Genomic DNA, 15,494 nt, shown 5'->3' with positions numbered 1-15,494 from the left:
GTTGTTAATCCCAGGCCTGGGTTTCCAGTCTTGTTGCCCCTCCAATCATAAAATCGGAGCTTCAGATGTCTGCGCAGTCCTTGGTAGTTGAAGGTTCCACGACCCGCATCACCTTCACCGCGCTGGTGGCGTTGCTCCAGCGCATCTTCGAGCGCCACGGCACGTCCGCGCAGGTGGCGGCGATCCTGGCGCATAACTGCGCCAGCGCCGAGCGCGATGGCGCCCATAGCCATGGGGTGTTTCGCATGCCGGGTTACCTGTCGACCCTGGCCAGTGGCTGGGTCGACGGCCAGGCCGAACCGCAGGTCACCGACGTGGCCTCGGGGTTTGTGCGGGTCGACGCGTGCAATGGCTTTGCCCAGCCGGCGCTGGAGGCGGCCCGGGCGCTGCTGGTCGAAAAAGCCCGCAGCGCCGGGATTGCCTTGCTGGCGATTCATAACTCCCATCATTTCGCGGCCCTATGGCCCGATGTCGAACCGTTCGCCGAAGAGGGCCTGGTGGCGTTGAGCGTGGTCAACAGCATGACCTGCGTGGTGCCTCACGGCGCCGATCGGCCGTTGTTCGGCACTAACCCCATCGCTTTCGCCGCGCCGCGCGCCGATGGCGCACCGATTGTGTTTGACCTGGCCACCAGCGCGATTGCCCATGGCGATGTGCAGATCGCCGCGCGCAAAGGTGAGCGCCTGCCGCCGGGGATGGGCGTGGACGGGCTGGGCCAGCCGACCCAGGATCCCAAGGCGATCCTTGAGGGCGGGGCGCTGTTGCCGTTTGGCGGGCACAAGGGCTCGGCGCTGTCGATGATGGTGGAGCTGCTGGCGGCGGCGTTGACCGGGGGCAACTTTTCATTCGAATTCGACTGGTCGGATCACCCCGGCGCCCGCACGCCCTGGACCGGCCAGTTGCTGATTGTGATCGACCCGAGCAAGACCAGCGGCCAGACGTTTGCCGAGCGCAGCCAGGAACTGGTGCGGCAGATGCATGCAGCGGGGTTGCGACGCTTGCCGGGTGACCGGCGTCATCGCACGCGGGCGAAGGCCGCGCAAGAGGGGATTGTGCTGGAGGCGGGGGAGTTGCAGCGCTTGCAGGCGATGGTAAACGCCTGAAAAAAGGCTGCGCGCTGGGCGCAGCCGGTCGTACTCAGTTGCGACGGCCCAGCAGCAGGCCCACCACCAGGCCAAAGCCTGCGGAAATCGCCACGGTCTGCCACGGGTGGCCGCCGATATAGGTCTCGGTGGCGTCCACCACCGGCTTGCTGCGTTCACGCACGTTGGACACCGAGTCCAGCGCTTGCCTGAGTTTGATGGCAACCTGTTCGCGCAAGGTTTCGCCTTCTTCACCCACCAATGAGGCGCTGCTTTTGAGCAGTTTGTCCGATTCTTCGATCAACGCCGTCAGTTCACTGAACGCTTGATCCTTGATTTGCTCTTCGACGGCTTGGGCAGCGGTTTTGCGGGCCATTGGGTGACTCCTTGCGGGTGAATGTGACAGTGAACAATGGAGTGCCGCGCGGCGGCAAAAGTTGCAGTTTATTTGCGCGCCCGTGGCTGTGGGCGAAAATCCGAATCAGGAAATTTCGGCCTACGGTGTAAGATGCCACCTATTTATGCAGCAGGTAATCCAACATGAGCTTCAATCTCGCCAACAAGACCCTCGCCGAGCGCGCCGAGCTGGAAGATGAAAAGTCCCGTCTCTACGACCTGTGGCAAACCAACCTGGGCAAGGCCAAGGGCGAGGCCGCGCGGTTGTTCGGCGAACGCGCCAAGCGCAAGGGCAGGTGGGCTGAATGGGTGCGTGCGGAACTTGACGGCATGTCGCCGCCGGAGTTCGCCAACATGGTGCGCAGTGAAGTCAACAAGCTGATGGCGGCGGCTAAGTAAAGCTCGCCACAATCGCCTCGCGTACTTTCAGCAACAGCGGATCAAGCTGCGCCTGGGTGCGCCAGCCCAGCTCCACTGGATAGCGCGGCAGGGCCAGCGGACACGGCAGTACATGCAGGCCGGTCATTTCTGCGATGGCCCGCGCGGCATGCCCTGGAATGGTCGCGACGGCCTGGCTGCCCTTGAGCAAAAACGGCAGCGCGGCAAAGTGGCTGGTGGAGGCGCACACCTGGCGAGTCAAGCCCTGCGCCGCCAACCCCTCGTCGGTGATGCCGATAAACCCGCCGGACGACACCAGCACATGCTCGCGAGCAACGAATTCCTCCAGGCTGATGCCGGGCTGGCTTGAATCCACCAGGCAGCGATAATCCCCCTCCGCCAGCACCTGGCGACTCAAGCGGCTGTGGGCGAAACCGCCGGCGGTAATTGCCAGATCAAGCGTGCGATCGAGCAGGGCGCCCGCCACGATCTGGCTGTGGGTCTGGCGGAAAATCACGCGCAGTTTCGGCGCCCGTCGGGCGATCTCTTCCATCAGCTTGCGGCCATAGGCAATCTCGAAATCGTCGGACAAGCCCACTACCACGGAGCGGCCCTGATACTGGTGGTTGTGTGGATTGGCCATTGCGAGGCTCTGTCGGCAGCGATCCAGCGCTTCACTGATCAGCGGTTTCAACTGGTTGGCCCGCAAGGTCGGCGCGAGGCCGCGGCCGGTGCGCACGAACAATTGATCGCCATACATCTCGCGCAAGCGCCGCAGCCCGGCGCTGATGGCCGATTGCGTAACACCCAGGCGCAACGCCGCGCGGCTGGCGCTGGACTCGTCATGCAGCGCTTCGAAGGTTTTAAGCAGGTTGAGATCGACCTGGGCGATATTGATCTGGCTCATATCATTCAGTGCTGAAGTGGGCTTTATTCATGATCTAGGCTGGCGGGAGAATGGGCAACCCCTGACTTCGGAGTGAACGTGATGCCTGTTTCTACTGTAGCGGCCCTGCAAATCGGCTCCTTGCCTGGCGGCAAGGCTGACACCCTGGCGCAGATCCTGGCCTATGAGCACGATATCCTGCGCAGCGGTGCGCAATTGGTGGTGATGCCTGAAGCGCTGCTGGGGGGGTATCCCAAAGGCGAAGGCTTCGGCACGCAACTGGGCTATCGCCTGCCCGAAGGCCGCGAAGCCTTTGCGCGTTATTTTGCCAATGCCATCGACGTGCCAGGCGCCGAGACCGAAGCGCTGGCGGGCCTGTCGGCGCGCACCGGTGCAAGCCTGGTACTGGGCGTCATCGAGCGCAGTGGCAGCACGTTGTACTGCACCGTGCTGTATTTTGAACCGGCGGGTGGCCTGGTGGCCAAGCACCGCAAATTGATGCCGACCGGCACCGAGCGGCTGATCTGGGGCAAGGGCGATGGTTCGACGCTGCCGGTGATCGATGCAGCCGTAGGACGCATCGGCGCAGCCGTGTGCTGGGAAAACATGATGCCGCTGCTGCGCACGGCGATGTACGCCAAGGGCGTCGAAGTGTGGTGCGCACCGACGGTGGACGAGCGCGAAATGTGGCAAGTGAGCATGCGCCACGTGGCCCATGAAGGGCGCTGCTTTGTGGTCAGCGCGTGCCAGGTGCAGGGGTCGCCCGAAGCCTTGGGGGTGGAGGTTGCCAGCTGGCCGTCGGACCGTCCGTTGATCGCCGGCGGCAGCGTGATTGTCGGGCCGATGGGCGACGTCCTGGCCGGGCCTTTGCTGGGTGAGGCGGGGTTGCTGACTGCGCGAATTGACACCGCTGACCTGGTGCGCGCGCGGTATGACTATGACGTGGCGGGGCATTACGCCCGGCCGGATGTGTTCGAATTGGTGGTAGATGAACGGGCAAAACCGGGCGTGCGTTTTATCACTGATTAAACACAGTCAGGATTGTGGGCGCTGGCTTGCCTGCGATTGCGGTCTGTAGTGAGCGGGCTTGCCCCGCGCTGGGCTGAAGCGGCCCTAATAATAAAGGCACCGCTTTACTTCAGACCAATACACTTGCCCGGTTTGGGGCCGCTTCGCCGCCCAGCGCGGGACAAGCCCGCTCACTACAAAGCTATGTAGATACCCATGTTGCGACAGCGTTGGATCAGTCGGCACACCTGTACCTGGAAGACCGCAATCGCAGGTTGCATGGCGTTTACCAGGTAGCGGTGTTCGGCAGGTCCAGTGTGCCGCGGTCTACAAAGCGCATCGTGCCGAACAGGCCGCCGGCCAATTTGCCGCGCAGCACATAGGGCAGGTTGTTCAGGCTCTGGGTCTGGCTCAGGCCCAGGGTCTGGCGCAGGAAGGAAAACGCCGAAACACTCACCGGCACCATCAGGACCGTCTCGGAAAAGCGTGGGATGGAGCCGCTCTGATCACTCACTCCCGACGCCAACGGCCGGCCATTGACCTCCAGATCCAGGGCCACGCCGTTGTAGTCGATGGCTGTTTCGTTGGGGTTCTGCACCCGCAGCTTCACGGCGAAGCGCACTTCCAGCTCCTGGCTTTGCAGCGGCTCGATGCCCACCACGTTGATGTTCACCGGGTCACGGTTGGGGAACAGCGCGCAGGCGCTCAAGGTCAGCAGCAACAGCGATACAACCATGAGCTTGCGCATGTAACAGTGCTCCTATTTCGTGACGTCCGGGTCCTGCATCACTTTGAGGGTCGAAGACTCCGGATCGAATTCATCTTCTTCCAGCTCTATGAACGCCTCAGGCAGGAAAATGTTCAGCACGATCGCACAGAAAGCGCCCACGGTGATCGGCGACTCGAAGATGTTCTTTAGCGCCTTGGGCAGGTCGCGCAGCACTTCCGGCACGGCCGCAACGCCCAGGCCCATGCCCAGCGAGATCGCCACGATCAGCACATTGCGCCGATGCAGGCCGGCTTCGGCAAGAATCTTGATTCCCGCCACGGCCACGGTGCCGAACATGATCAGGGTCGCGCCGCCCAGGACCGGCTTGGGCATCAGTTGCAGCACCGCGCCGACCATCGGGAACAACCCCAGCAGTACCAGCAGGCCGGCGATAAAGTACGCCACGTAGCGACTGGCCACGCCGGTCAGTTGGATCACGCCGTTGTTCTGGGCGAAGGTCACCATCGGCAGGCTGTTGAAGGTGGCCGCCATCGCCGAGTTGAGGCCGTCGGCCAGCAGGCCGGACTTGATGCGCTTGATGTACAGCGGGCCCTTGACCGGCTGCTGGGAAATCATCGAGTTGGCCGTCAGGTCACCGGCCGCTTCCAGAGGCGAAATCAGGAAAATCACCGCCACGGGAATAAACGCCACCCAGTCGAACGAAAATCCGTACTTGAACGGCACCGGCACGCTGATCAACGGCACCTGTGGCAATGTTGCCAGGTCCACGCGGCCCATCAGCCAGGCCACGACAAAGCCCAGGGTCAGGCCGATCACGATCGAGCCCAGGCGCAGGAACGGGTTGTTGAAACGGTTGAGCACCACGATGGTCAGCAGCACCAGCGCCGCCAGGCCCATGTTGCTCGCCGCCCCGAGATCGCTGGCGCCAAAGCCGCCGGCCATGTCGGTCACCGCGACCTTGATCAACGACAACCCCATCAAGGTGATGATGGTGCCCGTGACCACCGGGGTGATCAGCTTGCGCAGCTTGCCGATGAACTGGCTGAGCACCACTTCGATGAAAGCGGCGAAAAAGCAGACGCCAAAAATCGTCGAAAGAATTTCATCGGTGCCGCCGCCCCGGGCCTTGACCATGAAGCCGGCGCTGAGAATCACGCTGATAAAGGAAAAACTGGTGCCCTGCAGGCACAGCAGCCCCGAGCCGATTGGGCCGAATGTGCGCGCTTGCACAAAGGTGCCGAGCCCCGACACGAACAGCGCCATGCTCACCAGGTAAGGCACTTCGCTTTCCAGGCCGAGCACGCCACCGACGATCAAGGTGGGGGTGATGATGCCGACAAAGCTGGCCAGCACATGCTGCAGCGCGGCAAAGATCGCCGCGGTGAAGTGCGGGCGGTCTTCCAGGCCGTAGATCAGGTCGGATTTATAGCGCGGGCGGGGGGCTTGAGCGTCAGACAAAATGAGGGCTCGGGTCGGAAAAGGGAGGCGCAGGATGCCAGAAACTGCCAGTCGTCAGAAGTGTAAAAAAATATTTATAAGCGCCCTGCATAAATCCCCAGCCTCAGCCGATACCTCGTATAGGCCCACTTGCCATTCCGACAAGGGGCCCAAGGTCTGGGCAGCGGTAGCCGCTGACGGATCGTTTCGCGGCAGGACGCTGGCAAACATTACTTCTGAGAGCCCCCCCTTATGTCCCTCCGTCATCTGAATATCGCCCCTCGCGCTTTCCTCGGGTTTGCCTTCATCGCAGTGCTGGTGGTCATCCTGGGCGTATTTGCGGTGAACCGCATGACCCTGATGCGCCAGGCTTCGTTGGACATGAGCACCAACCAGTTGCCCAGCGTGACGTACCTGGGGCATATGACGGAAAACGTGTTGCGCATGCGCATCCTGTCCTTTCGCGTGCTGGTCAACCGTGAACCGGCGGCCCTGCAGGAAGCCGAAACCCGCATCGGCGTGCTGGTCGACAAAGTCAGGGCGGCGCAGGGGCATTATGCCGCGTTGCCGGCAGGCGCCGAGGAGGCGGTGCTGTACAAGGCATTTGCGACGACCCTGGACAACTACGTCAAGGCCCAGGCCGACATGATTGCCCTGTCCAGGCAAGACAAGGTCGATGACATGCGCGCCCTGATCAACAGCCGCATCAAGGAAGGCACCGACCAGATGGGCGAGCAGTTGAACAAACTGATCGCCCTCAACGCCGCCGGCGCCAGGGCCGCCGATACCCAGGCGGAACACAGTTACGAGGCCGCCATTACCGGCGTCATCGTGGTGTCGATCGCCGCTGCGTTGCTGACGGTTCTGCTGGCCTGGCTGCTGACCCGCAGCATCGTCACGCCATTGCGCAAGGCCGTGCAAGCGGCTGAAAGCATCGCCGGCGGCAACCTGACCACCGCGATCTTGGACGACGGCAAGGATGAGCCGGCGCGCTTGATCAGTGCCTTGTCGGCCATGCAGACCAACCTGCGCCAGACCATCCAGCACATTGCGGGCTCGGCCACGCAGCTTGCCTCCGCCGCCGAAGAACTGAGCGCGGTCACCGAGGAAGCCTCCAAAGGCTTGCAGCAGCAGAACAATGAAATCGACCAGGCGGCCACGGCGGTCAACGAGATGACGGCGGCCGTGGAAGAAGTGGCGCGCAATGCGGTGTCCACCTCCGAGGCGTCCGGGCAGTCGAACCAGGCCGCTCGCGAAGGCCGCGACCGCGTGATGGATACCGTCGGTGCCATCCAGACCATGACCCAGGACGTGCAGAACACCGCCGTGATGATCGAAGGCCTGGCCACTCAAGGGCGTGACATCGGCAAGGTGCTCGACGTGATCCGCGCGATCGCCGAGCAGACCAACCTGCTGGCGCTCAACGCTGCCATCGAAGCGGCCCGCGCCGGTGAAGCCGGGCGCGGCTTTGCGGTGGTGGCGGACGAAGTGCGCGCATTGGCACACCGCACAGCCCAGTCCACCCAGGAAATCGAGAAAATGGTCGCCGGTATCCAGAACGGCACCGGTGAAGCCGTGCAATCGATGCAGCAAAGCAACCAGCGCACCCAGAACACCCTGGAAATGGCCCGCGCCGCCGGTGTGGCACTGGAGCAGATCACCCAGTCCATCAGCCTGATCAACGAACGCAACCTGGTGATCGCCAGCGCGTCGGAAGAGCAGGCCCAGGTGTCCCGCGAAGTGGACCGCAACCTGGTGAACATTCGCGATCTGGCCACGCAGTCGGCGGCGGGTGCCAACCAGACCAGCGCGGCCAGCCATGAGCTGTCGCGCCTGGCGGTGGATTTGAATGGGATGGTGGCGCGGTTCGTTATCTAACGAGCGCGGCAATTCAACGGTGGGAGCTGGCTTGCCTGCGATAGCGATTTGTAGTGAGCGGGCTTGTCGAATCGTCGCACCGCCCGCGCTGGGTGGCGAAGCCGCCCCAATGAAGACGCCGCTCACGTACAGGATGAAACGGGGTCGCCCGGTTTGGGGCGGCTTCGCCACCCGGCGCGGGGCAAGCCCGCTCACTACACAGTTGGTTTTGTGGTGTGTCAGGGATTAGTGTTTCCAGGCTGACCCATTCACCAGATTCTTTGGTTTCTCCCCGGCCAACGCCGCCAACAGATTGTCCACCGCGCACGCGGCCATTGCCTCGCGCGTCTCATGGGTCGCCGAGCCGATATGCGGTGTGGCCACCACATTGTTCAAGCGCAGCAACGGTGAGTCGTGACTCAGCGGCTCACGCTCAAACACATCCAACCCAGCCGCCCGAATGGTGCGTTGTTGCAACGCGTCTACCAGCGCCGCCTCATCCACCACCTTGCCCCGCGAAATATTGATGAAGATCGTCTCCGGACCCATCAGTGCGAACTGTTCGGCGCCGATCAGCTTCTCTGTCTCGGCGGTGAGCGGCAGCGTCAAGCAGACAAAATCGGCCTGTTGCAGCAGGTCATTCAAGCTGCGGTACTGCGCGCCGAAGCGTTCTTCCACGTGTGGCTTGGGCGAATGGCTGTGGTAGATCACCGGCATGCCGAAACCAAAATGCCCACGCTGGGCCAGGGCTTCGCCGATGCGGCCCATGCCGATGATGCCAAGGGTCTTGCCGTGGACATCGCTGCCAAAGTGCGCCGGGCCGATATTTTTGTGCCACTGGCCGGCGCGCACCATGTCGGCGAGCTCGACCACACGCCGGGCGGTCGCCAGGATCAGCGCAAAGCCGGTGTCGGCCGTGGTTTCGGTGAGCACATCCGGGGTGTTGCTGAGCAGGATGCCGCGCCCGGTCAGGTAGTCGATGTCGTAGTTGTCGACGCCTACCGATACGCTGGCCACCGCCTCCAGTTTCGGTGCCAGGTCCAGCAGACCGGCATCCAGGCGCAGGCTGGCACCGAGCAGGCCATGGGCGCCGGGCAGGGCGTCGCGCAGTTTGGCCAGGCCTGGCTCGTCCAGGGCTTCAATCAGTGTGACCTCGGCCTGTTCATGCAGGCGGGCCATCAGCGGCGCGGAGAGTTTCTTGTACAGCACAACAGACTTTTTCATGAGGTCTTTACCTTCAACTCCAGGGTTGGCACCCGCACGCGGTCACTGGCGCCGGGCTTGAGGAAAATTGTCAGCACCACCGCGAACATCAACGCACCGCTCATCAGCAGGTACGACGCGCCGGGCGAACCGGTGCTGCTATTGAGGTAACCCACCAGGTACGAACCGCCGAACGATCCGAGGGCGCCCATGCTGTTGATCAGCGCCATGGCACCGCCGGCGACGTTGGCCGGCAGGATCTCCGGCACGATGGCGAAAAACGGCCCGTAAGGCGCATACATGCAGGCGCCGGCGATCACCAGCAAGGTGTAGGACCACCAGAAGTGCTCGGCACCGAGTACGTAGGACGCGTAGAACGCAATCGAGGCGATCAGCAGCGGCGGCCACACAAAGCGTTTACGCTTTTGCAGCTTGTCCGACCCCCAGCTCACCGCCAGCATGCCGATCACCGCCGCCAGGTACGGCAGCGCCGACAGCCAGCCGGCCTCGACCATGTCCATCTGCAAGCCCGCCTTGAGGATCGACGGCAGCCACAGGACAAAACCGTACACGCCGATGCTCCAGCAGAAGAACTGCAGCGCCAGGATGATCACCTTGGGCGAGCGGAAAGCTTCGGCGTAGTTCTTCACCGCCTTGATACCGACTTGCTCGGCGGCCAGGGCGCTTTCCAGGCCCTGTTTCTCTGCCTCGCTCAGCCACTTGGCATCCTTGGGACGCTCATCGGCCAGCTTCCACCAGATGAAGGCCCAGAACACCGCCGGCAAGCCTTCGATGATAAACATCCAGCGCCAGCTGAAATGCTGCACCAGGTAGCCCGACACCACCGACATCCACAGCATGGTCACCGGGTTGCCGAGGATCAGGAAGGTATTGGCGCGCGAGCGTTCGGCACGGGTGAACCAATGACACAGGTACACCAGCATGGCCGGCATCACCGCCGCTTCGACCACGCCGAGCATGAAGCGGATCACGATCAGCATGTAGGCGTTGGACACCACGCCGGTCAGGGTGGCCAGGCCGCCCCAGAGGATCAGGCTGACGAAAATCAGCTTCTTGACGCTGCGCTTTTGCGCGTAGATCGCCCCCGGCACCTGGAAGAAAAAGTACCCGAGGAAAAACAGCGCCCCCAGCAACGACGACATGCCGGGGGTGATCATCAGGTCTTCGGCCATCCCGGAGGCGGCGGCGAAGCCGTAGTTGGCGCGGTCCAGGTACGCCAGGCTGTAGGTGATAAAAACGATGGGCATGATGTACCACCAACGGCGGGTGGCGAGTTTCACGGTGTCCATGGGGTTGCTCCTGAGCTTGTTGTAGTTGTGGCAACAGGGTGTGGGTCAGGCGACGGATCGGGTGGGCAGCTCTGAACGGCTGGGCAAGCCTTCCATGTCGCCACGGCTCTGCACGGCGCGGCTGCCGATCCAGTTGCCGCGCTGTACCGCCTCGGGAAAACTGAGATTTTCCAGCAGCGCGCTGATCATGCCCACGGCGAAACCGTCGCCGGCGCCGACGGTGTCGACCACGGTGTCCACGCGCACGGCGGCGACAAAGCCCTGGTCCATCTGGGTGCGGTAATAGGCGCCGTCGGGGCCGAGCTTGATCGCCACGGCCTCGGCGCCCTGGTCGAGGTAGAACGCGGCAATGTCGGCCGGGTCATCGAAACCGGTGAGCAGACGGCCTTCGCTTAGGCCCGGCAGGACCCAATCGGCCCTGGCGGCGAGGGCGTTGATTTCGCGGATCATCGTTTGCTGGTTGGCCCACAGCGACGGGCGCAGGTTGGGGTCGAACGACACGCTGCGCCCGGCCTTGCGCATTTGCGTCATCAGCTCCACGGACAGCTCGTGGGTGGCGTCGGACAAGGCGGGTGGAATACCGGTGGCATGCAGGTGCCGGGCTTGCAGCAGGGCAGGGCTGATGTCCGCGATCGACAAATGGCTGGCCGCCGAACCTTTGCGGAAGTACTCCACCTGCGGATCAGCGCCCGCGTCTTCGCGGGATTTGAGTTGAAAGCCGGTCGGATGCAGCGGATCGACCGCCACATGCCGGCAATCCAGGCCTTCCTTCGTCAAGGTGTCGACCACAAATCGCCCCAGGGAATCATCGCCGACCCGGCTCAGCCAGGCCACGTTGAAGCCCAGGCGCGACAGGCCGATGGCGACGTTGCTGTCGGCGCCCGCGATACGTTTGTGAAACTGGGCGACCTGGGCCAGGTCGCCGGTCTGCTCGGCGACGAACATCGCCATGGTTTCACCAAACGACAGGATATCGATCTCAGACATGCGCATTCTCCGCACGGGGTTGGCCCAGCAGGGCGAGGGCGGTGACTTGCCGGGCGGTGACGTCGATTAAGTCATCGCCTTGCAGCGGAAATTCCACCGCCCGGGTAATACCTGGAGTCATCAGCTTGAGCAGTTGTTCCCACAGATGCAGGTCGGTGGCGCCGGGCGGCTGCGCGACCAGCTTGCCATCGGCGCGACGGGCCACGGCCTTGCAGTGCAGATAATCCACATGCCGGCCCAGCAGGCGCGCGGCGGTGAGGGCCGATTGGTCTTGCCACTGCCAGTTGCCGATATCAAAGGTCATCTTTACCGGCAGTCCCAGGCGTTCGACTTCGCTGAAGAAGCGTTGCATCGGCTCAATGCGGCCGCCGTGCAAGGTCTGGTCGTTTTCCACCAGCAGCTTGACCGGGTGGCGATCGAGCAGGGCGTGCAGGCTTTGCAGGTCGTTGGTGTCGGTGAAGTATCCGAGGGAGACTTTCAGCCAGCGTGAGCCAAAGGCCTGGGCGCGGTCCAGGGTGGCGGCGAGTTCGGCATTCGGTTGGGCGCGGCCGGCGACCCACAGTTCCAAGGGTGACGAGAACACCGATTCCAGGCCATTTTCGGCGGCTGCCTGGGCCAGTTCGGTGGGCTGCTCGACGGTCAGCAATTCCTCACGCCACTCGATGCGTTGGGCACCGGCGCTGGCGAGCAATTGGACGAAACTCAACTGGCCCTGCCGGCGAACCAGGTCGGCGCCGTAGCTGGAAAGACTGATGGAGACGTGGTGTTTGTGCATTGTTATTTACCTCTGAAACCGGTTTCATTTTTATACGCAGAACGAAGAACAAACTGTGGGAGCTGGCTTGCCTGCGATAGCGGTGTGTCAGGTACCTTGATTGACCTGATGCACCGCCATCGCAGGCAAGCCAGCTCCCACAAGGGATTGGGTGGAGCCTCGGATAATGAGTTGGGGCAGGAAATCCAGGGTACGCGTCGGCTCGGTATCACCGCGCAAGCGCTTGAGCAGGCAGTCGAACGCCGTGGCGCCTATCGCCTCGGTCGGCTGGGCGAGGGCGGTGATGCCGCTGCCCACCAGCGGGTACCACTCCAGGTCATCCAGGGCGATCAAGCCGACATCATCGAACAGGTTGCAGCCCAGGTTCTTCAACGCACGGGTGCAGGCCAGTGCGGCGACGCCATTGGCACAGAACAGTGCCTTGGGCCCAGGTTTTGCAAGAAACCTCTGCAGATGGTTTTCCAACGCGTCATCCAGCTCAAGCACCGCACCGGTCAACGTCGGACGCCTGGCGATTTCGGCCTTGAAACTCTCCAGGCGCTCCAGCCGCGAACTGGTGCCATCGGTGGCTTCGCTCACCAGCAGCACATCGCGGTAACCCTGTTGCTCCAGGTGTTCCACCGCCATGCGCACCGCCGCCGGGTTGTCCAAGCCAACCAGGTCGCTGTGCAGCGGCTCGACCTTGCGGTCCACCAGCACCAGGGGCATTTCCCGTTGCAGTTCCAGCAATTGGTCCAGGTGATGGCCGAGGGTGTTCACGATCAACCCTTCGATGTTGTACGAGCGCAGCGCCGCCAGATGCAGGCGCTCTTGCTCGTCATCGCGGTCGGTGTTGCACACCACCAGGCTGTAACCGTTCCGACGGCAGGCGGTTTCGACGCCGTGCATCACGGCAATGGAATAAGGATTGCGGATGTCGGCCACCAGCATGCCGATCAGGCGGGTGCGCCCGCGTTTGAGGCCACGGGCCATCTGGTTCGGGCGATAGCCGAGTTGCTCGATGGCTTGCTCGATGCGCAGGGCAATGGCATCGGAGAGCAGGGCGCGGTCGTCGCCGATGAAGCGCGAGACGCTGGCCTTCGACACGCCAGCGCGTTCGGCTACGTCAAGCATGGTCACGCGGCTGCGCTGGGCGGCGGAAAATGAAGTCACGGTAGAGCCTTTCTTATTGGAGTGAGCAGCCACAGTCATACGTCAACTGAAACCGGTTTCAGAAGACACCATGTAAGAACAATCGTCAAGCTCGCGCTGAGTTAAGCAAGGGGGGATTCGCTTCTTTAAAACGACAAGTGGTAGGGGTTACCTGTTAGTTCTGACAGTTTCGGCAGCCTGTAGGCGGGTGTTTAATGAGCGCACCCGTCTTGGAAGGAAGGAGTTCGAAAAATGCCCGATTCAGAGCCGATTGCCTCTCATCAGACGGTTTTCCTGGGTGCACCTGATGGAGTTCTGATGCATGGCGATTTTCACGAGATCGTCGGGGTGGACCCCACTGACACTGAGGGATTGATTCCCCTGGCGGTCTCACTTTCACCTCTGCGATGCCTGATTCCTCGATGGATACCGGGCCCATCATTTGGCAGGTTCGAAGACCTCGAACTCTGGTGGCGTATACAGGGGAACGACGTGCGGGCCGATTACCATCGCTTTACCGGCCCGCTGAATCCTGCTGACTTTCCCTTCGCGTTGCATGTGCCCGCGGATTTCATGCGGGAAGTCGACGCGATCATTGGGCTTTACTTTCTCATCAGAGATGAGACTGGCTTTGTCACCCCATCAAATCCTGTGTCGCTGAGGGTGGATAACGACCCGCCGAGGTACGCCGACCCTGATGAACCTGCACGATTTGTTGATCCGAATATTGCATTGACGGGCATCACTGAGCAGGTATTGGCTGATAACCCGTTCATAGAAGTTCTTGTTCCCGACCCTGTCGTCAGGGAAGGACGGCACCAGATAGGATATTACCTGGACCACAACGTGCCTCCTGTCCCGTCGATCCAGAAAGGCCGTCAGGAGTTTGTCTTCACTGGTGTGCCGATGGTCTTGCGCATTCCTGCAGATGTTTTTCGCACGCTGAGAAACGGTACAAACCATTTGCAGTTTCGACATTATGATCGCGGCGGCAACCCCAGCGGATTTAGCGCCCCGCTGACGTTTCAGGTCAAGCTGATGGCCCTTCCCGCCAACCTGCCGCGCCCCCGGGTTCGCCCTTCCGCCTATGACGATTTTTTGCTTGTCCGCGAAGATGCGCGGGCGACGGTCGCTGCCGGTATCCCGACTCCATACGATAATTATGCGCCTGGAGACAGCGTGGTATTGATTTGGGACGGCCGACCGGTGCTGCCGCCGCAACCGATCACCGCCTTTCCCCATTGGGTCGATATACTGTGGAGCATTTTGCGCCCTCCGGGCACGCTGATTCGCGAACAGGTTAAAGTGAGTTACGAGATACATCGCTCTGGCATCACTCCAGTCTCATCTCCATCGGATTTTTTTTGGGTGGATTTGACCATCGCCGGGCACGACCATGCCAACGCACCCGCCAGGCTTAACGCGACTCTGGCACGGGTAGATGTCTTTGGCCTGGGCTCGGGATTGCATAATGAACTTGATAATCGGGACGAGGTGTTGGGCGCGCAGGTGTGGGGCATACTGTATGTCGCTCCCGTCGCCGGCGAGCGTTTGACACTTCATTGGCCGAATGTGGGGCCCGTAGCGCACTATGACGTCCAGCCGGGCGATGTATTCAACCAGCCTTTCAGATTCTTGCCTGATGTATCAGGCACTGCGATTAGAACAGGCGGCAATCACCCACAACTTCCGGTTTTTTACGTGACCACCAATGGTGTCAATGAACAAGATTCACCCACAACGCTGGTGAATGTTCATATAGATCCCTTGGTTATCCTGAAGCCACCGATCATTCAACACAGTTTGCACGGTGGCGCCCAATACCTGACGTGTGACTCCCGCCCCGCACTTTGCGACGGCGTGATATGGCACGTGCCGCCTGATCCTGCCCTCCAGTTGAATGACAATATTGAATTCAGTTGGTGTGGCTATACCACGAACAATGGCAGCGGTGTTCCAATTTCCGGAACGGACTTTGTGACGACTATTGCGCTAAGTACTGCGAACGATGTGGCGGCCGGTATATTTGTGACTGTTTTGCCTTGGTCGAAAATTGAACCGATGCGTAGATACATGTCTGCGGAGGGGCGTTATCGCCTGCTCCGCGGTGGGGGTGCGATAGGCGCATCCACCCGGAAGGTGGTCAGAATTGATCGGGTTTTCGCGGGATCCGGAACAGTTTGTATGCCGGGAGATACCGGATTTTGTGATGGTAGTTGAGTCGTTTAAGTGTGGGTGTGGCGACAGGTTGTTGTGCAGTGGCGACAGAGCTTGTGTTCAGTCGAAACAAAAGAGAACGTTTACTTCTCAGGCG

Annotated in this window: 14 protein-coding genes; 5 read left to right on the top strand and 9 right to left on the bottom strand. The window is 61.7% G+C overall.

Annotation, left to right across the window (positions count from 1 at the left end; translation table 11 throughout):
- Positions 1 to 65 precede the first annotated feature (65 nt).
- The gene (locus KVG91_RS25340; RefSeq protein WP_169375752.1) at positions 66 to 1,103 is read left to right on the top strand and encodes an Ldh family oxidoreductase; all 1,038 of its coding nucleotides are present in this window, start codon (positions 66 to 68) and stop codon (positions 1,101 to 1,103) included.
- 34 nt (positions 1,104 to 1,137) lie between these two features.
- Here the strand turns inward: KVG91_RS25340 and KVG91_RS25335 are convergent, their stop codons facing one another.
- A complete protein-coding gene (locus tag KVG91_RS25335) occupies positions 1,138 to 1,458 on the bottom strand; it encodes a DUF883 family protein (RefSeq protein WP_169375753.1) in 321 nt (106 codons plus the stop codon).
- Positions 1,459 to 1,622: 164 nt separating this feature from the next.
- Between KVG91_RS25335 and KVG91_RS25330 the strand changes: the two genes are divergently transcribed.
- On the top strand, positions 1,623 to 1,877 hold the full coding sequence (locus KVG91_RS25330) for a hypothetical protein (RefSeq protein WP_169375754.1): 255 nt from the start codon (positions 1,623 to 1,625) through the stop codon (positions 1,875 to 1,877).
- Here the strand turns inward: KVG91_RS25330 and KVG91_RS25325 are convergent.
- Positions 1,870 to 2,763: a LysR family transcriptional regulator gene (locus KVG91_RS25325; protein ID WP_169375755.1), complete on the bottom strand. Its 894-nt coding sequence runs from the start codon at positions 2,761 to 2,763 to the stop codon at positions 1,870 to 1,872. The two genes, KVG91_RS25330 and KVG91_RS25325, sit on opposite strands and share 8 nt — an antisense overlap.
- Before the next feature lie 81 nt (positions 2,764 to 2,844).
- Here KVG91_RS25325 and KVG91_RS25320 point away from each other — a divergent pair, with 81 nt between their 5' ends.
- Positions 2,845 to 3,771, top strand: a complete 927-nt coding sequence (locus KVG91_RS25320; RefSeq protein ID WP_169375756.1) for a carbon-nitrogen hydrolase family protein — start codon at positions 2,845 to 2,847, stop codon at positions 3,769 to 3,771.
- A gap of 265 nt (positions 3,772 to 4,036) precedes the next feature.
- Here KVG91_RS25320 and KVG91_RS25315 read toward each other — a convergent pair whose 3' ends face one another.
- Both KVG91_RS25315 and KVG91_RS25310 read right to left on the bottom strand, forming a co-directional pair.
- On the bottom strand, positions 4,037 to 4,498 hold the full coding sequence (locus tag KVG91_RS25315) for an LEA type 2 family protein (RefSeq protein ID WP_076952410.1): 462 nt from the start codon (positions 4,496 to 4,498) through the stop codon (positions 4,037 to 4,039).
- 12 nt (positions 4,499 to 4,510) lie between these two features.
- Positions 4,511 to 5,938 (bottom strand): nucleobase:cation symporter-2 family protein, encoded by a 1,428-nt coding sequence (locus tag KVG91_RS25310; RefSeq protein WP_169375757.1) that lies wholly within the window; start codon positions 5,936 to 5,938, stop codon positions 4,511 to 4,513.
- A gap of 231 nt (positions 5,939 to 6,169) precedes the next feature.
- Between KVG91_RS25310 and KVG91_RS25305 the strand changes: the two genes are divergently transcribed.
- A complete protein-coding gene (locus KVG91_RS25305) occupies positions 6,170 to 7,795 on the top strand; it encodes a methyl-accepting chemotaxis protein (RefSeq protein ID WP_169375758.1) in 1,626 nt (541 codons plus the stop codon).
- Positions 7,796 to 8,020: 225 nt separating this feature from the next.
- Here KVG91_RS25305 and KVG91_RS25300 read toward each other — a convergent pair whose 3' ends face one another.
- The 5 genes from KVG91_RS25300 to KVG91_RS25280 form a co-directional block, all read right to left on the bottom strand.
- On the bottom strand, positions 8,021 to 8,998 hold the full coding sequence (locus KVG91_RS25300; RefSeq protein ID WP_169375759.1) for a 2-hydroxyacid dehydrogenase: 978 nt from the start codon (positions 8,996 to 8,998) through the stop codon (positions 8,021 to 8,023).
- Positions 8,995 to 10,287 (bottom strand): MFS transporter, encoded by a 1,293-nt coding sequence (locus tag KVG91_RS25295; RefSeq protein ID WP_169375760.1) that lies wholly within the window; start codon positions 10,285 to 10,287, stop codon positions 8,995 to 8,997. Before KVG91_RS25295 ends, KVG91_RS25300 begins: the two co-directional genes overlap by 4 nt.
- Before the next feature lie 45 nt (positions 10,288 to 10,332).
- On the bottom strand, positions 10,333 to 11,274 hold the full coding sequence (locus KVG91_RS25290) for a sugar kinase (RefSeq protein ID WP_169375761.1): 942 nt from the start codon (positions 11,272 to 11,274) through the stop codon (positions 10,333 to 10,335).
- Positions 11,267 to 12,049: a sugar phosphate isomerase/epimerase family protein gene (locus KVG91_RS25285; RefSeq protein ID WP_169375762.1), complete on the bottom strand. Its 783-nt coding sequence runs from the start codon at positions 12,047 to 12,049 to the stop codon at positions 11,267 to 11,269. Before KVG91_RS25285 ends, KVG91_RS25290 begins: the two co-directional genes overlap by 8 nt.
- Before the next feature lie 87 nt (positions 12,050 to 12,136).
- Positions 12,137 to 13,201, bottom strand: coding sequence for a LacI family DNA-binding transcriptional regulator (locus tag KVG91_RS25280; protein ID WP_169375763.1), 1,065 nt, complete (start codon positions 13,199 to 13,201; stop codon positions 12,137 to 12,139).
- 231 nt (positions 13,202 to 13,432) lie between these two features.
- Between KVG91_RS25280 and KVG91_RS25275 the strand changes: the two genes are divergently transcribed.
- Positions 13,433 to 15,400 carry a hypothetical protein gene (locus KVG91_RS25275; RefSeq protein ID WP_169375764.1) on the top strand — a complete coding sequence of 656 codons (1,968 nt, stop codon included), beginning with the start codon at positions 13,433 to 13,435 and terminating at the stop codon, positions 15,398 to 15,400.
- Positions 15,401 to 15,494 lie beyond the last annotated feature (94 nt).

The sequence above is a fragment of the Pseudomonas azadiae genome (assembly GCF_019145355.1).
In the GTDB taxonomy this organism is placed as follows: Bacteria; Pseudomonadota; Gammaproteobacteria; order Pseudomonadales; family Pseudomonadaceae; genus Aquipseudomonas; species Aquipseudomonas azadiae.
This window is presented reverse-complemented; position numbering and strand designations above follow the sequence as displayed.